This is a genomic window from Brevibacterium sp. 239c, assembly GCF_900169365.1.
Classification (GTDB): Bacteria; Actinomycetota; Actinomycetes; order Actinomycetales; family Brevibacteriaceae; genus Brevibacterium.
In genome coordinates, this window is sequence record NZ_FXZH01000007.1 from 115,911 (window position 1) to 141,769 (window position 25,859).

A 25,859-nucleotide genomic window follows, 5' to 3' on the forward strand; every position below is an offset into this window, starting at 1 on the left:
TAGAGAGGTTTTCCTATCTAAAGATAAACCCATCTAATAAGAGATGCAATCCTTCCTTGAGGATTTGTGTCGTACGATGCTGAGGTGAGCGAATCCTCGATGCCCAGCCCCGCCCGCACCCGTCGACGAGGTGCGGAGCTTGAGAGCGCATTGCTGCAGGCAGCATGGGACGAACTCTCGGACGTCGGCTATGCGGGATTCACCATGGAGTCGGTGGCGACGCGTGCCCGTACCGGTATCGCCGTGCTGTACCGACGCTGGTCGAACAAGGACGACCTGGCTCTCGCCGCATTTGAGCACTACCGAGAGGCCCACCCGATCACGGTGCCGGACAGCGGCAGTCTGCGCGGTGACCTGATCGGACTGTTGGAGAGAATGGGGCGTCAGCGCGCCGGCTTCTTCTCGATCGCCTTCGGTGGTGCATTCTCCGGCCTGCTCAATTCGACAGGACTGTCATTGACGCAGTTCCGGGACAGGATCCTGGGCGCGCAGAGAACCGAGAACCTGATCATGATCTATCAGCGTGCGCATGACCGCGGAGAGATCGATCTGAATAAGATTTCGGGCACGGTCCTGGACATGCCCGTCGACCTGGTGCGACACGACATTCTCATGGATCCGAATCCAGTGGAGAGGACACGCATCGAAGCGATCGTCGACGAAGTCCTGCTGCCGCTCGTCCTGCCGACCGGGCGTGGTTGATTCGCCGACGAATCTACCCCAGCTGTCCGGGATTGAGGACGCGAGAGAGGAAGTCCCTCGTCCGCTGCTCCTGCGGATTGCCGATGACCTCCTTGGCTGGACCAGCCTCGACGACGACTCCTCCGTCCATGAAGATGACCCGGTCGGCGACCTGCCTGGCGAACTCCATCTCGTGGGTGACGACGACCATGGTCATTCCTGCCTCGGCGAGTTTGCGCATGACCTGGAGAACGTCACCGACGGTCTCCGGGTCGAGCGCCGAGGTCGGCTCGTCGATGAGCATGACGTCGGGATCCATGCTCAGCGCTCGAGCGATCGCCACGCGCTGCTGCTGCCCGCCGGAGAGTGAGCCGGGCTTGGCCTCGATCTTCTCAGACAGTCCCACCTTGGCCAGGTTCGCCTCGGCGACCTTGTCGGCCTCGGCTTTCGGCCGCTTGAGCACCTTCGTCTGGGCGACCGTGAGGTTCTCACGCACGGTGAGGTGGGCGAAGAGGTTGAAGGATTGGAACACCATGCCGATGCGGGTGCGGGCGGCATCGATGTCGAGGTCGAGATCGGTCATGTCCATGCCGTCGACGACGATGGACCCGCCGGTCGGGGTCTCGAGCGTGTTGATGCAGCGCAGCATCGTGGACTTACCCGAGCCCGAGGGGCCGACGACGCAGACGACCTCGCCCTTGCCGACATCGAGGTTGATGTCGGTGAGAACCTGATTCGTCCCGAAGCTCTTCTTAAGGTTGCGGATCGCAATGATCGGAGAGGTCATCATTTTGCTCCTGGCTCGGCGGAACCGTATTTGCGTTCGAGGACGCGTGAGAGATAGGACAGCGGAATCGTGATGATGAGATAGCAGACCGCGATGACGATGAACGGGGTGAGGTTCGCGGTGTTGACGATCTCAGCTCGACCGAGTGCTGCAAGTTCGCGACCGTCGACAGAGGATCCGAGGATGTAGGCTAGCGAGGAGTCCTTCGTGAGCAGGATGAGTTCATTGGTCAGCGGCGGCAGGATGATGCGCATCGCCTGCGGCAGCACGATCGTGACCATTGCTCTTGAGGAGGACATGCCCAGTGAGCGGGCCGCCTCGACTTGTCCCTTCGGCACGGCTTGGATGCCGGTGCGGATGGTCTCTGCCATGTACGCCGAGGACACGAGGCCCAGGGCGATCATGATGATGACCAACTGAGGCAAGAGGAAGCCGGGGAACGCGACAGGAAGCCCGAAGCCCATGACGAGGAAGACGACGAGGGCTGGGAGCCCGCGGAAGAATTCGATGTAAATAGTCGCCAGCCAGCGGTAGACGCCGACCGAGGACAGTCGCATGAGAGCAACGACCAGAGCGATGGCCAGCCCGAGGACGAAGCCCAGAGCCGTGAAGATGACTGTGTTCTTCAGCGCACCGGTGATGACCTCAGGGAACATGCCGACGGCGATGTCGACACGTCCGAAAGTATCAATGAATGTCGGCCAGTCGGCGACGAAGGCGATGACGGCGGCGATGAGGATCAGGATTGCGTACTGGATTCCGCGGGAGAGCTTCGCCTTCTGGCGTTTGCTCATCTTGGCCTTGGGGGTGGCTGTGGCGAGAGGGACTGCGGGGCCGATGGGGCCGCTGTCTCCGTTCGCGGGTGTTGGTGACATGGGTGTCGTCCTTCAACGGTGGTGGCGTGGTGTGCCGAATCTGCTCAGGTCAACGGGCGGCCGACCCGGCCTCGAGGGCTCAGATCGACCGCCCGATCAGCGATCTCTATTTGGGAGCGTCGCCGAACCACTTCTTGTAGATCCGTAATGCCTCATGTCAATATGCCCGCGAAATGTTCTCGATGCCTCACATGGATTTGCCCGCGAAACCTACCCGACTTTAACCCGCACTCCCTTACGCACATCCGGCAGGGCTGACGGGAACGATGCCAGGTACATTTGCTCGGTCTTCTTACTCGATAGGACCAGTAGCCGGTCCTGGACCCGGGCGATCTCAGCAGCGATCTTCGCCGGGTTGAGACTGTTGCGATACGCCGTCATGTCCTTCACCTGTTTCGGCGCTAAGACACCAGAATCGAGGAGCCTATCGAAGGGAGTCCGGGGCCGATCATAGACACGTTTGCGTCGCCCATTCTTCGTCGACCCATACCCGGTCGGCTTGATCGTGGGCATCAGATAATTGACCCGATCATTGACTAAACGCCATAGCCGGTTGAGTGCCCGTCGTTCCAGGTCAGTGTCGTAGCGGTAGTAGAACCCATACCGGCGTACGACGTGGTTGTTCTTCGACTCGATCGTGGCCTGATCGTTCTTTTTATACGGCCGCGACCGGGTGAAGTAGATGCCCTTCGACCCGGCCCATTCGATGACGTATTGGTTGAGGAACTCCGACCCGTTATCGAAGTCCAAGCCAGTGATCTGAAATGGAATCTCACGAGCTGCGGTCTTCAACCCCGCCAGGATGTTCGTATGAGCGTTGTTACGCACCGTGCGCGTGAACGTCCACCCCGTGTGGAAGTCGGTGAGGTTGAGCGTGCGTGCGAATTCCCCGGACTCAACGGGTCCGCAGTGGGCGACGGTGTCTCCCTCGAAGAAGCCGGGCTCGCCTTCGACATCGTCACCGGCCCGGCGGATCGTGATCGCTGAGCGCAGCAAGGACCCGGGCTTCGTCGTCGAGATCCCGTTGATCGCGTCCCTGGCTCGCACGGGTTTGAGGTACCGGTCGATCGTGGCCGGGCTCATCGCAAGCAGTTCCTTACGCACCTTTTTGGTGTAGCGGTCCTGGCCGAGGGTGAGCTCGTTGTGGGCTTCGAGGAGGTCAAGGAGGATACGCATCGTGGTGTGGAGGTATTTGCCGCATTGACCACCCGAGATCGCCCACACGCGCTGGAGGATCTTGACCGCGTCGTAGGAGTATTTCCTGGCCCGAGGTTGACGCGAATGCGAAGCGACTTGCTTGCCGCGGCCGGGTGGATGTTTCGCGGCTTGGGTTAATCGCCGTCGTGCGTTGTCGCGGGTCCAGCCCGTGACGGCCATGACCTCGTTAAGAACAGTGCCCTTGTTCTTCTTCGAAGCCTTCTTGTATTCCCTGGCGTATTTCGTGGTGATCTCTGCTCGAGTCGCCATCGACAGTTCACTCCCCATAGCTTCCGAGGGTCCACCATTTCGCGGGCAAAAGTATATGAGGCACCGAGGGTGGCATCCGGGCTGTTTACGTGAGTCTGGTCGAGATCTTGTCGTACTCGCCGTTGCCCTTGATCTCCTTGAGGGTGTCGTCGACGGCCGTCTTCATCTTGGTGTTGCCCTTTTTCATGCTGATGCCGTAGTGCTCGTCGGTCTTGATATCGAAGCCGATGGCGAAGCCCTTGTTCTCGGTGTTGTAGTTGTAGAGTACGCCGTTGTCATTGATGACGGCGTCGACCTGCCCGGTCTTGAGTGCTTCGAGTGACAGCGGCAGGTCTTCATAGGTGACGACCTCCGAGTCTTTGAAGTGCTCGGTCGCGTATTCGAGGCCCGTGGTGCCCGCCTGTGCGCCGACCTTGAAGCCCTTCAGCGCTGCCTCGTCCTTGGCCTTCTTGTCGCCCTTGGTCAAGATCGCCTGGTTTGCATCGAAGTAGGGATCGGAGAAGTCGGCTGCTTCCTCGCGCTTCGGTTGGATCGTCGTTGCCGCTGCCGCTACGTCGCACTTCTTCTGGTTGAACTCGGCTCCCGAGGTGATCGTCTCGAAGGAGGTGTTGATGATCTCCTGTTTGACGCCGAGCTTCTTTGCCACGGCATCGACGATGTCGACGTCGAAGCCGACGACCTTGCCGTCCTTCTCGAACTGGAACGGCTGGTAGGACAGGTGGGTGCAGGTGGTCAGCTGGCCCTCTTTGACGAGAGGAACGCCGCCCTCACCGGTCGCCTCGGGTTTGGAATCGCCGCCTCCGCCGCATGCGGATAGGGCGAGCATGGCGCCGACGGCCACGGTGGCCAGGGTCAGGCGTCGTTTCGTAGTTCCTCCAGGGGTGTCGCTGACATCGATGTCAGAAAGCCGGTGTCGCTCGCACGGAAATGTCTGAGCAACGTCTGGAAGGATTCGTACAGTGTGCTGAGTCACACTTGCGACCAGCCTGACCCCGCCGAGGTGGTTGTTTCCAAATCGTAGTGTTGAGATTCCTTTATTTGGCCCGAGGTTCGCCGAGGTTTCGGAGATGAGAAAGGTGGCCGCAGACTGGAGACTTCTCTCGAGTCCACGACCACCAATCCGGTCGCGCGCAATGGGCCGTGACCGGCCACTGTCTGCTTCAGCTCAGCTGAGCCTCCATGTCGAGGTCCGAGGTGTCCTTGGCCAGGAACAGGGCGATGAGCGTGAGAATCGCCGCCCCGATGATGTAGAGGCCGCAGTAGAAGATCGTTCCGCCTTCGGCCTGCCACAGGGCGACCATGGCGAAGGGCGCCGGCCCCGCACCGATGACGCTGGACATGTTGTAGGAGATCGCCGACCCGGTGTAGCGGACGTTGGCGGGGAACAGCTCCGGCAGGTAGGCGGCCATCGGGCCGAAGGTCAGGCCCATCAGGATGAAGCCGACGATCAGAGCGATGATGACGCCGGCGGTTCCCGCGTTGAACAGGACGTTGACGACGAGGCCGTAGGCGGCGATGAGGATCGTCACTCCCATGAGCATCTTGCGCCGCCCCAGTTTCTCAGCCAGGGGACCGGAGACCACAGTGAAGATGCCGAAGAACACGACGCCGATGATGAGGTAAGTGAGGAACTCACTCTTCGTATACCCCAGCCCCGCGACGAACCCTGCGGGATCAAAGACCGTGCCCGCAGCCTCGGCGGCGGCCTTCGCCTGACCGGTCGTGGCTGGTGAGGTGCCGTAGGTGAGGGTGAACGCGGTCATGAAGTAGAAGATCACGTAGGTCGCGAACATGATGAAGGTGCCGAGGACCAGTGGCTTCCAGCTTGTCTTGAAGACAGCGGCGAGAGGGGCCTTCGAGATCTGCTGCTTCTGGGCGACCAGCTGGAATGCGGGGGTCTCCATGAGCGACATGCGGACATAGAGGCCGACCGCGACGAGAAGAGCCGAGAGCAGGAATGGGATGCGCCAGCCCCAGGCGAGGAACGCCTCGGGGGAGGTCCACCTGTTGAGTCCGATGAAGAGCAGGTTGGCAATGATGAAGCCGATAGGAGCGCCGAGCTGCGGGAACGTACCCCAGATGGCGCGTTTGCCCTTTGGTGCGTTCTCAGTTGCGAGCAGTGCCGCACCCGACCATTCGCCGCCGAGGCCGACACCCTGGCAGAAGCGCAGGAGGACGAGGAGGAGTGGTGCCAGAATGATCCAGCCCGGAGTGCTCGCGGTGGGAAGAAGCCCGATGAGGAAGGTGCCGATGCCCATGATGAGCAGCGATGCGATGAGCGTCTTCTTGCGGCCGACGCGGTCACCGAAGTGGCCGAAGATGATGGAGCCCAGAGGGCGGGCGACGAAGGCGACGCCGAAGATTGCGAAGGAGCTCAGCAGCTGCGTCGTCGAGGTCTGGTTCGGGAAGAAGAGGGCAGGGAACACCAGCGAAGATGCGGTCGCGTAGGCGTAGAAGTCGAAGAATTCGATCGTCGTGCCGACCATCGAGGCGGTGAGAACCTTGCCTCGGGTGTTGTTCTTCCGAGTCGCCGCAATGGCGTCGTCGTGCTCTGATCCAGGCTGCGCGTTCGGGGAGCCCGGCTGTGTATCGGTGGACATGTTCTTTTGTGCTCCGCTGTAATCGAAAGACGAAGGCACGGGCGGATGGTGCTCGTGTCAGATGGAAGCCGCCGGACACAGGGATGAAGGGCGACTGCTAGACACTACTCCTGTCTCAGAAAACGCGCCCCTCAAGTCTCAGACGTTGAGATTACTTGTACGTCCGAGTGATCTGTCCGACTCCGGCGTCAAGACACGGCAAGGCTCGCCAGAACGTGACAGGCCTCGGCAGGACTCAGAGCTCGACGGTCGAGCGGTTCTCGGAGCCGCCTCGGCGCAGAGCGATCGCGATTATGAGGACGATGAGTCCGAGCAGGCACAGACCGACGCCCACCCAGGCCGGGGCGCGGTAGCCCATGCCGGCGGTGATGACGATGCCGCCGAGCCAGGCGCCGAGGGCGTTGGCGAGGTTGAACGCGGCGTGGTTCATCGCCGCGGACAGGCTCGGGGCGTCGTGGGAATCGCGCAGCAGACGCATCTGCAGAGCGGTCGTGATCATCGAACCGGCGATGCCGATGAGGAAGAGCGCGACGATCGCAACGGCCGCGATGTGGGTGAAGGCACCGAATGCGGAGAGCACGATGGCGGAGAGGATCATGCCGCCGATGCCGGAGCGTTCGATGGACTTGTCGACGAGCGGACCTGCGATGAGTGAGCCGGCGGTCATTCCGAGGCCGTAGACGGCGAGGACCCAGGGGATCGCAACCTCAGGGACGCCGGCGACGTCAGTCATGGTCGGGGTGATGTAGGTGTAGACGGCGAACATGCCGCCGAAGCCGACGGAACCGGCAAGGAGAGTGAGGACGATCTGCGGACGTGCTAGTGCCTTCATCTCACCGCGAGCTGAGGGGGCTGCGCCGAGTTTCACACGGGGGACCGCGATGGCGACCATGACGACGCAGAGGATGCCGAGTCCGGCGACGAGGGCGTAGGCGCTGCGCCAGCCGAACATGTTGCCCAGTGCCGTGGCGATGGGGACACCGACGATGTTCGCGATCGTCAGACCCAGCATGACGCGTGACATTGCGCGTCCGCGACGATTCGGGGGCACGAGCGTGGAGGCGACGATCGCGCCGATGCCCAGGTAGGCCCCGTGGGGGAGTCCACTGGCGAAGCGAGCAATATTGAACAGGGCGGCGTCGGGGGCGAGCATCGAGGCGAGGTTGCCGAGGGCGAAGAGCCCCATGAGGCCCAGCAGCAGATTCTTGCGGTCCATGTGAGCGGCGATCGTGGTGATCAGCGGTGCGCCCACAACGACGCCGATCGCGTAGAACGACACGGCATGCCCGGCCTGCGGCACGGTGATGCCGAGCTCCCGGGCGATATGGGGCAGCAGGCCCATGGTGGCGAACTCGGTCACACCGATGGCAAAGGCGCCGATCGCTAAGGCGAAGACGGCGAATTTGTAGACTCGGCGTGGCACCGGAGCGTCGCTCATGGAGTCCCTTCGGACGGAGTGGGTAGGTCGAACAGACGCGATGCCCGGGGTCGGAGACCCGACCGGACGATTCACCGCAACCGAACAAGCCTATTGCTCAGCGACGGCCATCGGTAGCCCCTCCGACGCAATGTGACGATTCGAACAGCCTCGCGGGCCAGGGCCGGCTCAGCTCCAGCCAGCGCCTCAGCTCTCTTCGTCCATCTCCGCCAGTGCCTGCGAAGCCACTGAGAACGCGGTGTTCGCACTCGGCACGGAACAGTAGATGGCCGATTGGAGCAGGACTTCCTTGATCTCATCACGGCTCAGACCATTGCGGACAGCGGCCTTGACGTGCATCGCGAGTTCGGCCTCGTGACCGCCGGCGATCATTGCGGTCAGCGTGATCGCCGAACGCATGCGCTTCTCCAGGCCAGGGCGGGTCCAGATCTCGCCCCAGGCGTAGCGGGTGATGAGGTCCTGGAAGTCCGCGGTGAAGTCGTCGACCTTCGCGTTGGCCCGGTCGACGTGGGCGTCGGAGAGGACCTGACGGCGCACGGTCATCCCGGCCTCGCGGACCTCGTCCCTGCTGGCTTCGCGAGGACCGGAAGCGGTCGGCAGTTCCGCCGAGGCTGCACCTGAGTTCGCTGCGCTCGCAGCGCTTCCGCCCGTGGTGTTTCCGTCCAGAAAATCGTGGAGCAGACCGGCGACGACTGCCGGCGCCTCGGCGGGTACGAGGTGGGCCGCACCCTCGATGACCTCGAGGAGGGCACCGGAGATGCCGTTGGCGATCTCTGCGAGCTTGGTCGGCGGGGTCGGTTGGTCCTGGGCCCCGGCCACGGCGAGAACAGGCAGAGAGATGCTGGACAGACGTGAGCGGACGTCGAAGGAGGCCAGCGCATGGCAGAGCGCGGCGTAGGAGAAGCGGTCCGCGTCCTGCAGCGAATGCAGCAGTGCGGCCGAAGTCTCTGGTTCGCGGTCCATGAAGCCCTCACCGAACCAGCGCTGGGCTGAACCGATGACCTGTGTGGGAGTGCCCGAAGTGGCGACGACCTCGGCGCGTTCTTCCCAACCGCTGGCCTCGCCGATCTTCGCGCCGGTGCAGAACACCGCGGCGCGGTCGAAGCGATCGGCGTGGTCGAGGGCCAGCTGCAGGGCGATGGCTCCGCCGATCGAATCACCGGCCACGCTGATGCGGGCAGCAGCAGACCCGGCGACATCGGGAAGGATGCGATCGAGGGTAGCCAGGACCGCCTCGGCGAGGTCGCTCATCGTCAGCTTGGGAACCTCGGATGTCCCCGCGGGGACGTCGACCGGTGCCGAACGACCGTGACCGGGCAGATCGATGCCGATGACAGTCGTCTCCGGGTGCACTCCGCCGAGGTGGGTGGACGCGGACTGCCACAGTGCGCTCACCGAGGTGCCCAGTGAGGGCAGGACGATGAGGATGCGCGGGTTCGCGGTGGCGGGGGCGGTCGGTGCGGCAAGGACAGTTGCGGTCAGTTCCACGTCAGATCACTTTCTCGAGGCGAAGGGGAGGAGGCCCGGTGATACGGGCTCGGGTCCGTTGATGGTGGCGATGATGGTCTGGCGGATGTCTTCGGCATCGCCGAGGTAGTTCTCCGGTGAGAAGAAGTCGGCGAGGTCGAGTGCGTCGTCACCGGCGACCGGGTGCTGGGCGAGCGCTGCTGAGAGTGCGGCCACCGGGTCACCGTCGGGAGCGATGATGTTCTGGATCTCGGTCTTCGACAGCCTGTCGCCGAAGGCGATGTTGAGGCGTTCGGCATAGATGCCGGGGCTGGCGGTGTCCACGTTCTTCAGCATCGCGTCGGGGTTGACGCTGAGTCCCTCGACCATTGTCTGGAGCATGATGAGGGAAGACACCGCCAGGCTCATGAGTTCGGACAGGGCAGGCCATTCGGCGTGCCAGGCTCCGTCGGAGCGTTCCTCGATCGCTTCGGCGGCGGTCGAGGTCAGTGTGGCCATGGCACCGGGGGCGCGCATTCCGTTGCGGTGGAGCAAGACCGCCGAGGTGGGGTTGAGTTTCTGCGGCATCGCCGAGGATCCGCCGGTCGAGGCCAGGCTCAGTTCGCCGACCTCCGGGCGGGTTCCGATGAGTACGTCACGAGCGATCGAAGCTCCGACGGTCACACACTGTGTGAGGTGGGAGGCCCAGTTGAGGACCCGGACGCGGTCGGTGTGCCAAGGCACGGGAATGCTGGTGAGCGCGGCGTCGGGTCCGCGCAGCTGCACATGGAATTCGCGCAGCAGTGCCTCGGTCTGGGTCCCGGCGAACTCGCGGATCGCGGCTCGGGTGCCGGCCGCACCTCCGACCTGCACATAGTCGATGCGGGGGGTGAGACTCTGGACCTCCTGGACTTCCGAGGCCCAGGCCGCAGCCTTGAGTCCGAAGGTCGTCGGCAGGGCCGGTTGGGTCAGGGTGCGGGCCAGGCACACGGTCGAGGCATGGGCGTCGGAGAGGCCGACGAGCGCCTCGGCGATGACGTCGAGGCGCGCATGAGTCTGGCGGGCGACGCGGGCCATGAGCAGCCCGAGCGCCGAGTCCATGACGTCCTGACTGGTCAGGCCCTTGTGCAAGGCCCGGGACGCATCCTGGCCGAGCTGTGAGCGGACGGCCTTGAGGAATGGGATGACCGGATTGCCACCGGATTCGGAGTCCGCGGCTAAGGCCTCGAGCGCAGAGGCTTCTGAGAGCAGGGACCGGGTGGTGGCTTCGATGCCCGCCACCGCCTCGGCGCGGGCGTCAGCGGAGATCAGTCCGGCATGTGCCTGAGCATTGATCCACGCCGATTCGACGTCGCCGAGTGCAGACACGAGGGCGACATCGTCGATGGCTTCGGCGCCTCGCAGATCGCCTGGGGCGAACAGGAGGCGCGTATGGGCAACGCTGTCAGTCATTGTGTGTCCTCTCCAGCCGCTGCAGTCGCGGTTGAGTAGCCTGATGCGACTCTGCTCAGTCTTCGTGACTGGGGAACCGCAGGAACGGTGTCTCGTTCTCACCCTGCAACCGTATGTCGAAACGAAGCGATCCGTCAGCCTCACGGGTGGCAATCAGTCGATCTCCTTCGTCTGACTCCAGGGAGGACAGCAGCGGATCAGCGGCCAGGGCTGCGGCGTCTTCGGGAAGATAGATCCTGGTGAAGAGTCTGTTGAGCAGTCCACGGGCGAAGATGACGACGCTGATGAACGGCGCCTTGCCGGGCTCCGTGGCACCTGGGTTGAGAGTGGAGAAGACGAAGCGGCCTTGTGGGTCGACCTCGTTGCGGCCGAATCCGGTGAACGTGAATCCGTCACGGCGCAGCGATCCCGAATTGCTCGAGACTTCGCCGTTCTCATCGGGCTGCCAGATCTCGAGGATCGCATCGGGGATGGGGTCACCTGCCCCGTCGTAGACGTAGCCGTGGAGTTGGACTGCCCCGTCCTTGGCTGGGGGGACGAGTTCGTTATCGCCGGGCCAGGGCATGGCGTACCCGTAGAATGGTCCGACGGTCTGGCCGGGTGTTGCGGTGAGCTTCGTCTCAGTCATCGTCCTCTTCTTCCATCCAGGTGCGGTTGCCTCCGGTGAGCACGATGTCCCAGTTGTAGCCCATGAGGAATTCGTGCTCGGTGATGTTGTGATCGTAGGTGGCGACGAGGCGATCGCGGGCCTTCTGATCCGTGATCGACTGGTAGATCGGGTCGAGAGCGAACAGCGGGTCACTCGGGAAATACATCTGAGTGATCATGCGCTGCGTGAACTCGGAGCCGAAGAGTGAGAAGTGGATGTGGGCCGGCCGCCACGCATTGTGGTGGTTCTTCCATGGATAGGGGCCCGGTTTGATCGTCGTAAACGAATATGAGCCGTCGTCTCCGGTCAGGGTGCGACCGACGCCGGTGAAGTTCGGGTCGATCGGGGCCGGATGCTGATCGCGTTTGTGGATGTAGCGTCCGGCGGAGTTGGCCTGCCAGATCTCGACGAGCTGGTTGCGCACGGGTCGTCCGTCGCCGTCGAGGACGCGGCCAGTGACCTTGATGCGTTCGCCGATCGGTTCCCCGCCGGCCTGGATAGTGAGGTCGGATTCGAGGTTCGCCAAGTCGCGGTGACCGAAGGCGGGGGAGAAGAGTTCGATCGTCTCCGGATCGGTGTGCCGGGGGTCCTTCGTCGGATGCCGCAGAATCGAGGACCGGTATGGCCGGTAGTCCAGGCGCGGCTGTGTCTCGGCCGGTGTGCCGGCGGCGACTGCGTTCTTGTGTTCGGCCTCGATCGCCTCGATCTCGGCAGACAGGGTCTGCTGTGACTCGGCCGCATCATCTGGGCCGGAGAGCTTCTGTGCACCCATGGTCGAACCTTTCTTCTCGGTGTCGCAAATTCGTGGTGGTTCTGCTGTTTCGTTGACTGAGCAGGCTCAGCCCTTCGGCCAACCCGTGTAGCACTCGGCGAGGTAGCGCCGGCCGTGCTCGGATTCGAGGATCGAATTCAACTCGCCGAGGCTGCGCTTCGTTTCGAAGGCATCCTGGCTGGAGTCGGAGTGGAGCATCCGGGTCATCTGGTAGGAGAAGTTCTGCGCCTTCCACACGCGTTTCGTCGCGGTCTGCGAGTACCCGGCCAGCGCCTCGGCTTCGGAGTTCTTCAGCGCCGAGATCAGGGCCGGGGCGAGCACGGACACGTCGGCGAACGCGAGGTTGAGGCCCTTGGCTCCGGTCGGGGGAACGGTGTGGGCGCTGTCGCCGGCGAGGAACAGGGAACCGTGCTGCATCGGCTCGGTCACCGCCGAGCGGAAGGGCAGGATGTTCTTGTCGATGATCGCACCCGTCTTCAGTTGGAAGCCGTCTGGTCCCTCGACCCTGGCCTGCAGTTCTGACCAGATGCGGTCGTCGGACCAATCGCCCACCTCGGTGTCGGTCGACGTTTGGAAGTACATGCGCTGTACGTTCTCGCTGCGCTGGGAGATCAGCGCGAAGCCGCGTTCGGAGCGGGAGTAGATGAGGACCTCGTGGCTGGCCGGTGCCTCGCAGAGGATGCCGAACCAGGCGAAGGGGTATTCGTGGAAGAAGCGCTGCTTCGTGTCCGCTGGGATCATGGCCCGGCAGGGGCCGCGGGAGCCGTCGGAGCCGACGACGTAGCGGGCATTGATGCGCAGTTCCTCGCCGTCCTCGGTCGTGGCAGTTACCCAGGGGTGTTCGGTTTCGATATCGCCGATCGCGGTGTCGGTGACCGAGTAGAAGGTGGGGCGGCCGGTGCGTTCGCGGGCGGCGGAGAGGTCGACGAAGATCTCGTTCTGCGGGTAGAGCCAGACGGATTCGCCGATGAGATCAGGGAAGTCGAAGGAGTGGCTGACGCCGTTGACGCGGATGTCGATGCCGTCGTGACGGTGGCCGGCGGTGTGCACGCGGGATTCGATGCCTTCGGCCTCGAGCATGCGCACCGATCCTGCTTCGAGGATTCCTGCACGGTGAGTGTGGGCGATGTCGTCGCGGCTGCGGTTGTCGATGACGACGGAGTCGATCCCCGCATTGTGCAGCGTATGGGCGAGCAGGAGCCCGGCCGGACCTGCTCCGACGATCGCAACGTCGGTTTGAAATTCTGGCACCTGGGCCTCCTTGCCGTAATCGTCCTCTCAGTGTGCGCCCGGTCACTGACACAAGGCGAGGCTGTTATCAATGAATGAGAAAAAGCGCGGCGGGGGCGACGCCGGAAACTAGGTGCCCCCGCCGCGCGGACCGCAGGGTGCGGTCGCCCAGTCGTTGCCTTACTTGACCGGAGCCGGGTTGATCACCCGTCCCCAGGTGGACTTGTTGCCCCAGATGTTCTGGCGCAGTCCCTCCAGTTGGAGGATCTGGGAGTGGTCGACGAACAGGTTGCATTCGTTTCCATAGTTCTTGATATACCACTCGAAGACAGGTCCATCGGCGGCTTCGAACATGACGTTCTCCAGGCCGAGGCCGTTGATGATGGAAGCCGCCGCAGCGGTGTTCCGCTCATCGACGTTCTCCGTGATGCCTTCGGATTCGATCATGATGATCGAGGCACCGGCGTCCAGTGCCCGCTTCCCGCGGTCGACGAGGTCGCCGATGTCCTTCGCGGATTCGGCGGCCAGCTCGGCCTCACCGGAGTCGCCTCCGGAGCCGATCTGGATGCCCAGTTCGGGCTTGGCCTTGAGTCCGGCTTTGACGACCTTCTCGACGAGTCGTTCCAGACCCGAGGTCGGCAGCATGATGAAGCCGGTCGAGATCTCGATGACATCGAAGCCGACCTCCTTGGCCTCCTTGAGGTACTGGTCGACCGCGTCGTCGCCGTAGCGCAGCACGGTCTCGATCCAGCCTCCCGAGGAGACATAGGAGCCGTTGTCGTGGGCGATGTCGCTCATCGCCTTGACCTGTTCGGCGGGGACGAGGGAGAAAGACCCTCCGGCCCACTTGATGCCGTCGACCCACTGACCGGCGACGTCGAAGACGTCCTGCAGGTGGCGGGTGCCGAAGGTTGAGTAGTACGGGGCGCGGATTTCGGTCATCCCGATGGTGCGGGGCTTGGCCGGGCGCCAGGCGCGGGGGACGAAGTTCATGGACACATCGAAATCAATGGCATTCGACATTGTGTTTCCTTTCTTCGGTGTCGGCGGTGTGCCGACGGGGAGTGATCAGCTGCGGGCGAGGGGAACCTGCGCGAGAACCGCGGTGAGCTCCTTGATCCGGTGATTCTCGAGGTCGTGGACGAGGTCGGCGATCTCGTTTCGCAGTCCCACCTCGGCGAATGGGGAGGTCAGTGCGTCGAACTTCCTCCGTGCGCCCGCCCAGTCGAGCGGGTGCGTGGTGAAGCCCTCGTAATCATCCGTGCTGGCCCGGAACTGCGTGCCATCGCCGAGCGTGACGACGAGGTCGGCGCACATGTGCTCGGGGAAGCGGTCGCTGAACTCCTTGGAGGGAGTGATCGTCACCTTGCGCATGAGGTCCTGCACATCGTCGTCGACGATGCGCTCGGACTCGTACTGAGCTGGGTTGAGCTCCCCGTCGAGTAGGACAACGGCGACCATCCAAGGCAGTGAGTGGTCGGCCTCTTCCTTGGTGCGGATCGAGCGCTTGTCGCCCTCCTCGCCGCCGCCGATGATCGAATACGCGACGTCGAAGGTCGTCAGCTCGACGCTGGCGATGGCATCGGTGCGGAACCCCTCCTGGCTGCGGATGTCCTGGGCTGCATCGAGTGCGGACTGGGAGTGGATCTCGGCGTTGTGCTTCTTGATGATCGTGCCGGTGACCTTCTCCAGATCCTCGGCCGACCAGTCGAGATCGAAGTCCCCAGCCAGGGCCTTGAAACCCTTGTTGCCCTCGAAGACTTGGGCGGGTCCGGTGATCCCGTGTGCGGCGAGAAGGGCGTCGAAGACTCCCTCCTTCGACACGTGCGGGTAGGCCAGGCCCTTCCAATGGCTGAGATCACCGGTGCGCGTCACCCGCAGGGCGACGTTCGCGGTTCCGGCCATGGCGGCCGCGTGGGCGATCTGCTCGGCGTTCAGACCCAGTGCCTTCGCCGAGGCGGCGCCAGCAGCGAACGCGCCCTGTGTCGTGTGGTCGAAGCCAAGGTCACGGACCGGAGCGACGTCCGAGAGGCGCGCGTGGATCTGATAGGCCACGGCGAAGGCCGTGAGGAAGTCCGCCCCCGAAGCGTCTGCGTGCTCGGCTGCGGCGAGGACCGCGCCCATATTGTCCGACGGGTGGTTGGTCTCATCCTTGGCGAGGTAGGCATCCATGAAGTCGAGATACCTGCTCAGGGCCGAGTTAAAGAAGGCGGCGTGGTCCGTGCTGGTGTGGCCGCCGCCGATGAGGGTGGCTCCCTGCCCGGCATCGAGATCTTCGATCAGTGCGCGGATCTCCTGCAGCGGCTCGGCATCGAGGGCGCCGATGGCGACGCCGATCGTGTCGAGGACGCGGATCTTGAGCTGCTCGAGGGCCTGCTCGCTGAGCATGTCCAGCGAGGCCTTGTCGACGAATTCGGCGAGTGCCTGCACATTGGTGAGTGTCTGTGTGGCTGTTGTCTGACTGTTTGTCATTTTGACCTCTCCTAGTTAGGTTAGGTATTCCTAACTATTTCACCAAAAGTATCTTGATGTCAAGGTACTTTTGGTGAATCTGGATCACAGTGAGGCAATTGTTGTGATTGGTCTGACGTTGACGTGAGATTGATTGTTGAGCAGAATGGGCGGTTGTTGTGACCCCCGCCGTACTGCCGCCAGAGAAAGCAGATTCATGATCATCACCGGACTCATCGTCGGCCTGGTACTCGGATTCGTCCTCCAGCGAGGGCGATTCTGTGTGACCGGAGCCTTTCGCGATCTCACGCTGACCGGAAACACTCGGTGGTTCTCAGCACTCATCCTCCTCATCGCCGTTCATTCGATCGGGCTGTTCCTGCTCAACAGTCTGGGGGTGATCACACTCGAAGCATCGCCCTTCCCGTGGTTGGCCTCCATCGTCGGCGGGCTGATCTTCGGGTTCGCCATGGTCCTCGCCGGCGGTTGTGCCACGGGCACCTACTATCGGGCGGGCGAAGGTCTGGTAGGCAGCTGGTTCGCGCTGATCTTCTACGCGCTGGTCTCGTCCGTGATGAAGAACGGTCCGCTCGCCTCGGTGACGGAAGGGCTGCGCTCGATCACGATCGAGAGCGGCACGCTCCAGGCGTCGACCGGGCTGAGCCCGTGGGTCTTCGTCGCGATCATCTCAGCCATCGCCATCGCGGTCACCGTGCACCACAACAAGAAGACCGCCACGCCCGTCGCGACCCTGCCGCCGCTGAAGAAGGGGCTGGCGCACATCCTCACGGAGAAGCGCTGGAACCCCTTCGTCACTGCTGTCGTCATCGGCATCATCGCAACGATCGCCTGGCCGCTCTCGGCCGCGACCGGGCGCAACTCCGGTCTGGGTATCACGACGCCTTCGGCGAATCTCACCACCTTCCTGGGCACGGGAGACTCATCCCTTGTCGACTGGGGCGTCATGCTCGTCATCGGTATTCTTGTGGGCTCGTTCATCGCGGCGAAGGCCTCGGGTGAGTTCCGGATCCGTGTGCCTGACCAAGGGACAGTGGTCAAGTCCATCCTCGGTGGAATCGGCATGGGTGTCGGTGCCGCGATCGCCGGCGGATGCACGGTCGGCAATGCGATGGTCTCGACCGCACAGTTCGAATACCAGGGCTGGGTCGCAACCTTCTTCATGATCGTCGGCGCAGGAGTCGCCGCGAAGTTCACCATCAAGTCGGGGGCGCGGACAGGTGTCGCGCAGCCCGCAGAAAGCAGGAGTGTATGAAACAGGTACTAGAGACAAAAGGACTGGTCTGCCCGTTCCCTCTGGTTGAGGCCAAAGACGCAATCGGCGGAATGGACAACGGCGATGAGCTCGTCATCAACTTCGACTGCACCCAAGCCACCGAGGCGATCCCCCAGTGGGCGGCCGAGAACGGCTACCCCGTGACCCACTTCGATCGCACCGGTGACGCCAGTTGGACGATCACGGTTCAGAAAGCCTGACCGGCAACAGGCTGCCGCTCGGCTGGCATCTCGGCCGTTTTCTCGACCGCCCGAGCGTCCCTGGCTCTGAAGTGGCCCTGCAGGTCGGCAGGGCCACTTTCGTTACCGCGTAGTTCCAGTGGTGTGCATTGTTCTGGAATCGCTTGAAGAATCACCTCTGTGCCGAAAAGCACAGGTGTGATAAATGGCGTTAGTCAAAAAGTAATTGTACGATAATGAACGAATCACTACCGATGGTGATCTGTGCACATACGTGCTTTTCCAAGGAGTCAGAATGACGCAGTCCCCGACGCGCTCTCGTAAGTTCAAGGCTATCCTCGCAGGTGGCATCGTGCTCGGCGTCGGAGCTGCAGTGACGCTGGCCGCCTGGACAGACAACGAATGGGCCGAGGGAACCTTCGGTGCCGGTTCGTTCAACGTTCAGGGCAGCACCAATGGAACCGACTTCACCGATCACGAGAGCTCGGGTGACGCAGCGTCGTTGAGTTTCGACCTCGATGGCGGCAAAAACCTGTCTCCAGGTGACACCGTGGCAGCGCCCTTCGTCCTCCGTCTCGATGATGCGACTACATACGACGCAAGCGTGGTCCTCGAATCCGCCGCAGGCAGCGGTGCCAACGAAGCGAACCTGAGCTACGGAATCGTCACCGTCGACGATGCCGCGTCGTGCGGCGAAGGTGCAACGGGCACAACCGTCGTTCCGGCCGGTACGGCTTTGGATGCGACCACAGGTGCTCAGGGGTTTGACCTGACCGCAGGCGCGGGCAGCGCAGCAGGTGCTCCTGTCACCCTGTGCTTCCAGGTCACCGCCAGTGACGATCTGACGGAGGGCGATGCCGCGAAGGCTCAGTGGCAGTTCACCGCGACCTCCGCTGAATAATTCCAGCGGACTCCGTGCAGTTTCCAACGGATGCCTCTGGCGATCCGACCCTGTCTGAGCAGGTCTTGAACGAGACCCGCTCAGACAGTCGACTCCGGAAACGGCAGCGTGAGCAGAATCGGCGACGCCTGCGCAATCGCCGAATCAAGGCGATCCTCGCCGGAGGATTGGTCTTCGGCATCGGTGCGGCGGCGACGTCGGCGGCGTGGACCGACACAGAACAGGCCACTGGTTCGTTCAAAGCGGGTACGTTCAACATTGATCTCTCAGTCGACGGCACCAACTGGAACAACACGTCGACGATGACTTTCAACGCCACTGGGATGTACCCGGGATCGAAGGTCTACGCTCCGGTGTTCATTCGGACTACGCCGGACACCTCGATTGATGGTGAGCTGAAAGTGTCGAGCGGAGGGACAGGCGGCACAAGCGGCATCGCCGGGTCGCTGGTCTACAAAGCGGTGACGGCCTCATACTCGTCCGGCGGTTTCACGTGTAATGCCTCGGCGTTCAACTCAGGTGCGGACTACGTCTACGGCGGTGCTTCAACTACGACGAATCTCTCGGATAAGGACCACTCAGGCGCCGGTTCGCGGTTGGTCGGCCAAGCCGGCAGGTCGGTTCGAGCCTACTGCTTCGAAGTCACTCTTCCGACGACCACCCCGAGCTCAGCACAGGGCACGTCCGCGTCGAACACTTGGACATTCACTGCCACGAACAAGGCACCGTCGTGACAAGTTCTCACGACGCCGCCCCTAGAAAGCGCCCCACATCGTGGCTCGGCGCGGCCCTGCTCAACATCCTCGCTGTATTGGGCGTCGTGTGCATCGTCCTCGTCATCCTCAGCTTCGTCTTCAACATCTCGATCATGATGTTCAAAACAGGCTCGATGACCCCGACGATCACCGCCGGTTCGATCGCCTTCGTCCACGAGATCCCTGCACAGGAGATGAACGTCGGCGATATCGTCACCGCCGACCGTGGCGAGAAGGTCCTGCCCGTGACGCACCGCGTGACCTCGATCCTCGATGCGGATGCTCAATCCGGCGAGGTCACCTTCGAGATGAAGGGCGACGCAAACGAGGCGAAGGATCCCGAGCCCTACTCCGCCGAGACCGTTCGCAGGGTCCTGTTCTCCATTCCCGGTATCGCCCCGATCATCCAGCAGCTGCGAAACCCGTTCGCACTCGGCGGCATCACGATCGCGGCCTCGCTGCTCGTCGTCTGGGCGTTCTGGCCTCGACGCGAGGACGACGATGCCGACCGCGATGACGTCGTCGAGGCACCCGCAAGCTCGGCCACGCACTCCGAACCGCAGCCAGCCGTAACCCGATCACCCAAGCACGCCGTGGCGCTTCCCGCCGTCGCTGCCATCGTCGCCGCCGGAACAGGAATGTTCGGGCCCTTACCGCAGGAACTCGCCGCTATCCCAGCAGCTGAGCCGGCAGCGGCTGCTTCCGGTGCGGAGACCACTACCCCCGCCGAGGTGCACGGACAGTACCTGCGAATGCGGGCAACCGGAGACGAATCGACAATGCTCAGCCTCAGTCCCGGTGCTTCGGCTGACTGGACAGTCGACGTGTGGGCCGACGCTCCCGACCCTGGAAAAGTGGAACTGGAGATCGGCTCGGGCCAGTTGTCGGAGGCCCTCGCGTCACAACTACTCGTTGACGTTCGCACTTGTTCCCAGATCGTGCCGATGGATGAGTGCCCTGGCGGTGCGGCAGAGCCGGTCAATGATGTGGCGCTCACCGACCTCGGTGCGTCACCCGACAGTGACCGACGGCTGCTCGAAATGCCCAGTGATGAGAAGCGCCGAGTTCAGGTGACAGTCACCATGAACAAGAACGCCGACGCCGAGGCGGTGGCAGGTCACCGCAGTGGAGTCCGCCTGACCGCCATCGGCCAAGGAGAAGAAGTCTCGCTCGGCCCCGGTGACCCAGGTGAACCCGGCGCACCAGGTCCTGAAAATCCAGACGTCCCCGGTGATCTGCCACGAACCGGTGTGGAAGGTTTGCTGTGGATCCTCCTGGCCGCCGCAGTGCTCATCGCGACTGGGTCGGCCGTCGTGGCCAGAACGCGTAGTCGGAGGAAGCCATGACTCAGCCTCGTTGGCATCAGTTGATTCGGGGTCGTCGAGTCCGTGCTCTGATCGCAGGGTTCGCGCTCGTCATGCTCGTCCTCGGCCTATCTGGCGTTCGCTCGACGACGGCCGCGTGGACCGACAAGGATGAGGCAACAGGATCGTTCTCGGCTGGATCGCTGAAGATCAGGGATCTTACTTGCACGGACAACAGCGGATTGCTCGGTCTAGGCGGCGACCAGTTAAAGCTGGATTGGAAGAGGCCGCAGATATCAGACTCTGTGCAACTCGCATACACAGTCACGGTTATCAGGACTCCGCTGCTCAGCTCCCCCAGCACGACAACCTACACCACTGAGGAAACGACACTGACATATCGGGACACGAAGCTGTCGCTGTTGTCCATTCCTACTTACACGCTCACTGTTCAGGCAAAGCCGATCGGTGAATGGAGCGGAAGCGCAGCGACGGTGAAAGGGCATGGAATCAATCTCGCGACTCTCGGGTTGGTCTTGCGCTGCAATTCTTGATGGGCAGGACCCATCTTTCGTGGCCACGCACCCCTCAAACCCTCACCACAGTCTCCGCCCCATCAGCCACAGTCAACCGCATCGCAGTGTTCTGCTCAACGAGACGCCAGCCCTCGTGCTCGATGCCTGATGACGACACGATCATCGCTCCATCGTCGAAGCGCCGCCAGCTCATCCGATAGTAGTGATCCTTGTGGTCAGGCGGCAGCTCGCCGCCGGTGCCCGAAGTGTCGAAGTTCTTATACGGAATCGGTGTTCCCGCGGTGGCATGGACGACGATCATATCCTCCGCTCTGAGGATTAGCAGATTGATCCCCGGATGATCGAAGTCTGCGCGCAGCATCCGCACGGTCGCGATGGTGGCATCGAAGAGGCTCTCCCCTTCGGCCACACGTCGCAGCAGGAGAGCGAAGAGGATCGCAGTGTCCGTGGTTCCACCGATGCGTTCAACCTCGGCACTCGGGACGTATTTACGGAGGCGTTCTATCGGGTGGATGGACCCGTTGTGCGCCAGGGCAATGTTGTCGGCGAGGAACGGGTGCGAATTCTCGGTGAGGTCGACCGCTCCGTGCGTGGCCATGCGCAGGTGAGCGATCCGCGCGACCGTCGGGCGGGCGGTGAGGACTTCCGTGAGATGAGGGTCATCGGCTCCCTCGTGCGGGGTGCGATACCTTTCTAGACGTCCTCCCCGAGACACGGTGTCCTGCACATCGGGTTCCATGTCGAAGGTGCCCGAGGTGGTTCCCTGCGGGCGGGCTGATTCGGCTGAATCAGCTTCCGGTCGGATCCAGGCGGTGCCCCAGCCGTCGGCATGGAGGCGGCCCAGGTTCTGCCACTGTCGACATTCCTCGGCGCCGATGAGGTCCGCCGCGCTCGCCGGGACGGGGGAGATATAGCCGAGAAGTCTGCACATGGTTCGTCGTTTCCTTCCGCAGAAGACCGTCTGCCTAGTCGAGGCGGCTACGTCATTCCAGCGTACGCCTGACCCTTCCCAAGCAGTTCGATCAGATCGTCTGTCTTATTAACACTTAGGCGGCGAAGTGTTAATAAGAAGTGCCGGTGCACACAGGTAGGAGGAGAAGACACTTCCATTATCAACGTCATCCCCTGTTGCAGTCCTCGCCGGCTCACTAGACTCGGACCATGAAGATCACGGTACTCGAGGGAGATATCACCGAGGCTGCCGTGGACGCGATCGTCAATGCCGCCAACTCAAGTCTGTTGGGTGGCGGCGGCGTCGATGGAGCCATCCACAAGGCGGCCGGACCCGAACTGCTCGAAGCCTGTCGTGAGGTCCGCCAGACCAGCTACCCGCGCGGACTTCCCGCAGGTCAGGCCGTCGCCACGACCGCTGGCGCGCTCAAGGCCAAGTGGGTCATCCACACCGTCGGCCCGAATCGTCACCAGGGCGAGGCCGATCCCGAGGTGCTTGAGTCCTGTTTCGAATCCAGCCTCAACGCAGCCGAGGACCTCGGCGCCACCTCGGTGGCTGTCCCCGCCATCGGCGGGGGAGTCTACGGCTGGTCGGCCCGAGATGTCGCCGAGGCGGCCCATTCCGTCATCGTCGACGGTCGGGAGCGCAGGCGCTGGGAGCAGATCGCCGAGGTGGTCTTCGTCCTCTTCAGCGATTCGATGACGAGCGTGTTCTGCCAGGTCTTCGACCACGATCAATGGTGAAAGGTAGAGACGATGAAGGTCCACGACGTCATCCCCGACATTCTGGTCTCCGACATCGACGCGGCCCGAGGTTTCTACGAAGATTTCCTCGGCCTGGGTACCGAGGAGTTCAACCTGGGCTGGGTGGCCCGCTTCACCTCGGCGGAGACTGGAGCGCATGTCCAGCTCGTCACCGAGGACGCGACCGCTCCAGTCACCCCGGTGCTCTCGCTCAAGGTCGATGACATCGATGCCGCCCACGCCGAGGCGGTTGATCGCGGCTTGGACATCGTCCATCCGCTCGTCACCGAGGAATGGGGCGTGACGCGATTCTTCGTCCGCGACCCCGACGGCAACATCATCAACATCACCGCGCACAGAGTCCCCGAGGACGTCACCGAAGACAGGGAATGAGGAAATCCGTGACAACGAAGTCATATACGCAAGCCGTCGCCGATGGGATCTGGGGTGCAGGCGCCGATCTCATCGGCTACATCCCCTCGGTCACCATCGCGCCCGTCATCGACCATCTGGTCACTGCCGATGGAGGGAGAGCCGGAATCTCGGAGCGAGTGAAGCCGCTCTCGCGTGAAGAGGAAGCAATCGGCGTGCTCGGGGCTCTGCCGTTGGCGGGGAAGTTCGGGGCCGTCGTCATGCAGGACAACGGCTTCGGCAACAGCCTCACGGCCCTGACGACGTTCTCGATGTCCTACCACCTGCCGCTGCTCATCTTCGCCAACACCCGTGGCGGCCCGGGAGAGTACAACTCGATGATCCACTCGATCAGCCAGCCAATGCCGACGGTGCTACGCACGGTAGGACTCCAAGTCCTCGAACTCGACCGCCGATCCTCGTCCGAGGATTGGGAGCAGACTGTCGCCGAGGCGGGTGTCCACGCCCGTATGACCTACCGTCCGGTCGTCGTGCTCGGTTCCTTCTGGAACACCGATGGGAGGGTGGCCTGAGATGAAGCGCATCGAAGCACTCGAAGTCCTCAACGAACTGACCGCCGAATTGCCCGTCGTCGTGACATGTGCCGCGACCAGCCGTGAGCTGGCGTCCTTGGAGAACCGGGACAACCACTTCTACGTCCTCGACTCGATGGGCCTCGTCGGCTCCATCACCACAGGCCTCGCGCTGGCGGCGAAGGACTCAGATCTGCCCAAGGTCATCGGGATCGAGGGTGATGGGTCCCTGCTGATGAACCCGAATGTTCTGCCCACAGGGGGATTCTTAGGTCCCGAGAAGCTGCTCCTCATCGTCCTCGACAATCAGGTCTACGGTTCCACCGCAGGCCTGCCGACGTATTCTTCACGCGTCGACCTCGGTGCCATCGCCGAAGCCGCAGGCTGGACCGTCGGCCGAGCCGCGGATGAATTACAGCTGCGCACCGAATTCGACCGCCTACTGACAACGAGTGGTCCGACGTTGCTGCATGCGAGCATCGAGGCAGGTAATGCCGCCGACATCCCCAAACTCCTCGTCGACTCGGTCGTCCTCGCCCACCGCTTCCAAGGATGGCTGAGACCCAGACTGGCACGGGGCAGTGGGACCAGGTGAAGATCAGACCGTGGTGTAACCGCCGTCAATGAGTTCGGTGCGATTCTGATCATCCTGCCAGATCGGACGAACAGGAGACAGCTGGTATGTCGTCAATGGCCGAGGCCGGCTTCGAAACCTCGGCTATAGGCGGCAAGGAGTTCACCGGCAAGCGAGTTCCGCATGTGACGGATCAGCATCTGTCTCTGTGCCGGATCGCGGATGATGTCGAGCACGGCCATCCCGTCATGCTGGGAGAAGGGCCGGGCCGCGATGTGGGCGTAGTGGTAACTGGCCGCTGTGATGATGTCGGCATCGGTAGCGTCAAGTGCTTCGTCGTCGTCCCAGACCTCGTCATCGAATGGACTTTCAGAGAGCGCATTGAGGATTACGGCGAGGTCCAGTCCGTCCTTGGGGTTGTCAGTGTGGCGATCATGCCAGGCGAGAATCTTGAGTGCAGTCAGAGCGGCAGGGGATGCAACTTGCACTTCGGTTCCTTGCGGCATGCGCACCGAGACGGAGGTCGAGTGCGCTTCTTGAAGCCCAGTGACATCGAGAAGGTTGCCGTCTGTGAATGTCACAGTGCGATCGGCTTCATCGCCGCCGAACGGAACGATGTCGACCTCGACTCCGAGAACTTTGAGCTTGTGAGGTGCTTTGCCCCTGCGAGCAACGGTTCCGGCGAGTTCGAGAAACTGTTCGTCGGTGCGGACCGCAACAGCGATATCGACGTCATCTGTGGCGCGTATGGGCTCTGTCTGCTGCTGAGAGTGGATGACGAGATCGCGAGCGGCTGCGCCGATGACGAGCATTTCGACGTTAGACTCCTTGCAGGCAACGCCAAGTTCGGCGAGGACCTCTTCGGGCACCGGGACGTCGTTGTGTCCGAAGAGATCGATCAACGGTCGTCACCAAAGAACTGAGTTCTGATCTCGTCGACACGAGGATCGTCTTCAAGGAGCAGATCGGCGCGAACAAGGAGGCGAGGGGACGTCTGATCGAGCGATGGCACCGGTGGGTGGCTCCAGATAGCTGGCCGGATTCGGATCATCCCGCGCTCGTCTTTGCGGAGCCTCCCCTGTCGGATCAGCTCTCGCCGGTCGCTGGCGTTACCGCCGAGGTGGATGAGTACGGATGCCGGCCGGATCGGTGCACCGAGGCGGGCGGCGGCGATTTCCGAGCCGAACAGCGCAGCCGGTGGAAGAGATACGTCGAGCAGATCTGAAGACTTCTTCCAGATGTCGCTGGTAAAACGTTCTTCGGGCCAGACAGTGTGCTGCATCGCCGAGTACGCCGAGATCCATTCGTGTTCCAGAGCAGATCTTCTCAACAGCTCATTGCGTTTTCCCTCCAGCACGGGTGGGGTGCGCTCGCGCAGTGCCTTGATCACACGGTTGACCGTTCCCAAGGAAGCTCCAGAACTGTCAGCCAGGGCTCGCTGAGTGGGCGTGCTGCCGAAATGCTCGTGGGCGGCAAGAAGTGAGAACGTCACAGGTAGCCCCGCGCGGGTGAAAGGCGCTGTAGTCGCGGCCTGCTGAGCCGAATCACCATTGCGTTGGCCCGCGATCTCGATGACCAAGCCCTCTCCGCGCAGTGAAGCATTTCCCGAGGAGTCCACGTAACCTCCCCACCCCCGATCTTTGAGCTGCTGCGCACGTGCTTGCGTGACTCGCTCTGAAATCAAGACCGTATCTCGATCATGAGGGAACATAGCGACGTCTGCTTTTGAGTTCGATGGGCTCGCAATTGCTGAGAACTTGTGAGGTCGTCCTCCGTTTTGGACTGTCAGTGTTCCTGAAACGGCCTGCCCGTATTCGTCCGCATGACCG

At 62.7% G+C, this 25,859-nt stretch carries 27 protein-coding genes and 1 pseudogene; 11 read left to right on the forward strand and 17 right to left on the reverse strand.

Annotated features, from left to right (window positions below; translation table 11 throughout):
• Positions 1-84 precede the first annotated feature (84 nt).
• Positions 85-702, forward strand: coding sequence for a TetR/AcrR family transcriptional regulator (locus BSP239C_RS08675; protein WP_219618868.1), 618 nt, complete (start codon positions 85-87; stop codon positions 700-702).
• Positions 703-715: 13 nt separating this feature from the next.
• Here BSP239C_RS08675 and BSP239C_RS08680 read toward each other — a convergent pair whose 3' ends face one another.
• The 14 genes and pseudogenes from BSP239C_RS08680 to BSP239C_RS08740 all read right to left on the reverse strand — a co-directional run bounded on the left by BSP239C_RS08680 (position 716) and on the right by BSP239C_RS08740 (position 15,869).
• Positions 716-1,471: an amino acid ABC transporter ATP-binding protein gene (locus BSP239C_RS08680; RefSeq protein WP_308298060.1), complete on the reverse strand. Its 756-nt coding sequence runs from the start codon at positions 1,469-1,471 to the stop codon at positions 716-718.
• Positions 1,468-2,262, reverse strand: a complete 795-nt coding sequence (locus tag BSP239C_RS08685) for an amino acid ABC transporter permease (protein ID WP_101572059.1) — start codon at positions 2,260-2,262, stop codon at positions 1,468-1,470. Before BSP239C_RS08685 ends, BSP239C_RS08680 begins: the two co-directional genes overlap by 4 nt.
• A 291-nt stretch (positions 2,263-2,553) precedes the next feature.
• Positions 2,554-3,810, reverse strand: coding sequence for a DDE-type integrase/transposase/recombinase (locus tag BSP239C_RS21090; protein ID WP_180958959.1), 1,257 nt, complete (start codon positions 3,808-3,810; stop codon positions 2,554-2,556).
• Between the two features lie 85 nt (positions 3,811-3,895).
• Complete coding sequence (locus BSP239C_RS08695) at positions 3,896-4,783, reverse strand: ABC transporter substrate-binding protein (protein WP_257930138.1); 888 nt, start codon at positions 4,781-4,783, stop codon at positions 3,896-3,898.
• A 187-nt stretch (positions 4,784-4,970) separates the two neighbouring features.
• Positions 4,971-6,410 carry an MFS transporter gene (locus BSP239C_RS08700; protein ID WP_101571917.1) on the reverse strand — a complete coding sequence of 480 codons (1,440 nt, stop codon included), beginning with the start codon at positions 6,408-6,410 and terminating at the stop codon, positions 4,971-4,973.
• A gap of 235 nt (positions 6,411-6,645) precedes the next feature.
• On the reverse strand, positions 6,646-7,848 hold the full coding sequence (locus tag BSP239C_RS08705; RefSeq protein WP_101571919.1) for an MFS transporter: 1,203 nt from the start codon (positions 7,846-7,848) through the stop codon (positions 6,646-6,648).
• Positions 7,849-8,034: 186 nt separating this feature from the next.
• Entirely contained in the window at positions 8,035-8,448 is a 414-nt protein-coding gene (gene pcaC, locus BSP239C_RS21095; protein WP_226841885.1) for a 4-carboxymuconolactone decarboxylase, read from the reverse strand.
• Between the two features lie 96 nt (positions 8,449-8,544).
• Positions 8,545-9,336, reverse strand: a pseudogene (locus BSP239C_RS21100) (alpha/beta fold hydrolase); the annotation flags it as partial.
• 6 nt (positions 9,337-9,342) lie between these two features.
• Positions 9,343-10,746, reverse strand: a complete 1,404-nt coding sequence (locus tag BSP239C_RS08715; RefSeq protein ID WP_101571922.1) for a lyase family protein — start codon at positions 10,744-10,746, stop codon at positions 9,343-9,345.
• A 55-nt stretch (positions 10,747-10,801) separates the two neighbouring features.
• Positions 10,802-11,374 carry a protocatechuate 3,4-dioxygenase subunit alpha gene (gene pcaG / locus BSP239C_RS08720; RefSeq protein ID WP_101571924.1) on the reverse strand — a complete coding sequence of 191 codons (573 nt, stop codon included), beginning with the start codon at positions 11,372-11,374 and terminating at the stop codon, positions 10,802-10,804.
• Complete coding sequence (gene pcaH / locus BSP239C_RS08725) at positions 11,367-12,167, reverse strand: protocatechuate 3,4-dioxygenase subunit beta (RefSeq protein WP_101571926.1); 801 nt, start codon at positions 12,165-12,167, stop codon at positions 11,367-11,369. The genes pcaG and pcaH overlap by 8 nt, the downstream gene beginning before the upstream one ends.
• Before the next feature lie 66 nt (positions 12,168-12,233).
• Positions 12,234-13,418 (reverse strand): 4-hydroxybenzoate 3-monooxygenase, encoded by a 1,185-nt coding sequence (locus BSP239C_RS08730; RefSeq protein WP_101571928.1) that lies wholly within the window; start codon positions 13,416-13,418, stop codon positions 12,234-12,236.
• A 159-nt stretch (positions 13,419-13,577) separates the two neighbouring features.
• The gene (locus tag BSP239C_RS08735) at positions 13,578-14,420 is read right to left on the reverse strand and encodes a phosphosulfolactate synthase (RefSeq protein WP_101571930.1); all 843 of its coding nucleotides are present in this window, start codon (positions 14,418-14,420) and stop codon (positions 13,578-13,580) included.
• A gap of 45 nt (positions 14,421-14,465) precedes the next feature.
• Positions 14,466-15,869, reverse strand: a complete 1,404-nt coding sequence (locus tag BSP239C_RS08740) for an MmgE/PrpD family protein (RefSeq protein ID WP_101571932.1) — start codon at positions 15,867-15,869, stop codon at positions 14,466-14,468.
• Positions 15,870-16,065: 196 nt separating this feature from the next.
• On the opposite strand from BSP239C_RS08740, the gene BSP239C_RS08745 reads away from it, so the two are divergent.
• The 6 genes from BSP239C_RS08745 (at position 16,066) to BSP239C_RS08770 (ending at position 20,835) form a co-directional block, all read left to right on the forward strand.
• Positions 16,066-17,121, forward strand: coding sequence for a YeeE/YedE family protein (locus tag BSP239C_RS08745; RefSeq protein WP_101571935.1), 1,056 nt, complete (start codon positions 16,066-16,068; stop codon positions 17,119-17,121).
• On the forward strand, positions 17,118-17,342 hold the full coding sequence (locus BSP239C_RS08750) for a sulfurtransferase TusA family protein (RefSeq protein ID WP_101571937.1): 225 nt from the start codon (positions 17,118-17,120) through the stop codon (positions 17,340-17,342). Before BSP239C_RS08745 ends, BSP239C_RS08750 begins: the two co-directional genes overlap by 4 nt.
• A gap of 274 nt (positions 17,343-17,616) precedes the next feature.
• Complete coding sequence (locus tag BSP239C_RS08755) at positions 17,617-18,222, forward strand: SipW-dependent-type signal peptide-containing protein (protein ID WP_101571940.1); 606 nt, start codon at positions 17,617-17,619, stop codon at positions 18,220-18,222.
• Positions 18,223-18,287: 65 nt separating this feature from the next.
• Positions 18,288-18,956, forward strand: coding sequence for a SipW-dependent-type signal peptide-containing protein (locus BSP239C_RS08760; protein WP_180958960.1), 669 nt, complete (start codon positions 18,288-18,290; stop codon positions 18,954-18,956).
• Complete coding sequence (locus BSP239C_RS08765; RefSeq protein ID WP_101571944.1) at positions 18,953-20,323, forward strand: signal peptidase I; 1,371 nt, start codon at positions 18,953-18,955, stop codon at positions 20,321-20,323. Before BSP239C_RS08760 ends, BSP239C_RS08765 begins: the two co-directional genes overlap by 4 nt.
• Positions 20,324-20,394: 71 nt before the next feature.
• Positions 20,395-20,835 carry a SipW-dependent-type signal peptide-containing protein gene (locus BSP239C_RS08770; RefSeq protein WP_180958961.1) on the forward strand — a complete coding sequence of 147 codons (441 nt, stop codon included), beginning with the start codon at positions 20,395-20,397 and terminating at the stop codon, positions 20,833-20,835.
• A 34-nt stretch (positions 20,836-20,869) separates the two neighbouring features.
• Here the strand turns inward: BSP239C_RS08770 and BSP239C_RS08775 are convergent, their stop codons facing one another.
• The gene (locus BSP239C_RS08775) at positions 20,870-21,748 is read right to left on the reverse strand and encodes a class II glutamine amidotransferase (RefSeq protein ID WP_101571948.1); all 879 of its coding nucleotides are present in this window, start codon (positions 21,746-21,748) and stop codon (positions 20,870-20,872) included.
• Positions 21,749-21,978: 230 nt separating this feature from the next.
• Here BSP239C_RS08775 and BSP239C_RS08780 point away from each other — a divergent pair, with 230 nt between their 5' ends.
• From BSP239C_RS08780 to BSP239C_RS08795, 4 genes are read left to right on the forward strand one after another with little or no spacing between them, the layout of a single operon-like run.
• On the forward strand, positions 21,979-22,512 hold the full coding sequence (locus BSP239C_RS08780) for an O-acetyl-ADP-ribose deacetylase (protein WP_101571950.1): 534 nt from the start codon (positions 21,979-21,981) through the stop codon (positions 22,510-22,512).
• Between the two features lie 12 nt (positions 22,513-22,524).
• The gene (locus BSP239C_RS08785; RefSeq protein WP_101571952.1) at positions 22,525-22,905 is read left to right on the forward strand and encodes a VOC family protein; all 381 of its coding nucleotides are present in this window, start codon (positions 22,525-22,527) and stop codon (positions 22,903-22,905) included.
• An 8-nt stretch (positions 22,906-22,913) separates the two neighbouring features.
• Positions 22,914-23,456 carry a thiamine pyrophosphate-binding protein gene (locus BSP239C_RS08790; RefSeq protein WP_101571954.1) on the forward strand — a complete coding sequence of 181 codons (543 nt, stop codon included), beginning with the start codon at positions 22,914-22,916 and terminating at the stop codon, positions 23,454-23,456.
• A gap of 1 nt (position 23,457) precedes the next feature.
• Positions 23,458-24,051 (forward strand): thiamine pyrophosphate-dependent enzyme, encoded by a 594-nt coding sequence (locus tag BSP239C_RS08795; RefSeq protein ID WP_101572066.1) that lies wholly within the window; start codon positions 23,458-23,460, stop codon positions 24,049-24,051.
• 92 nt (positions 24,052-24,143) lie between these two features.
• On the opposite strand, the gene BSP239C_RS08800 is transcribed toward BSP239C_RS08795, so the two are convergent.
• Together BSP239C_RS08800 and BSP239C_RS08805 are read right to left on the reverse strand one after the other, a co-directional pair.
• Positions 24,144-24,932 carry a nucleotidyl transferase AbiEii/AbiGii toxin family protein gene (locus BSP239C_RS08800; protein ID WP_101571956.1) on the reverse strand — a complete coding sequence of 263 codons (789 nt, stop codon included), beginning with the start codon at positions 24,930-24,932 and terminating at the stop codon, positions 24,144-24,146.
• A complete protein-coding gene (locus BSP239C_RS08805) occupies positions 24,929-25,648 on the reverse strand; it encodes a type IV toxin-antitoxin system AbiEi family antitoxin (protein WP_180958962.1) in 720 nt (239 codons plus the stop codon). The genes BSP239C_RS08800 and BSP239C_RS08805 overlap by 4 nt, the downstream gene beginning before the upstream one ends.
• Between the last annotated feature and the right edge of the window lie 211 nt (positions 25,649-25,859).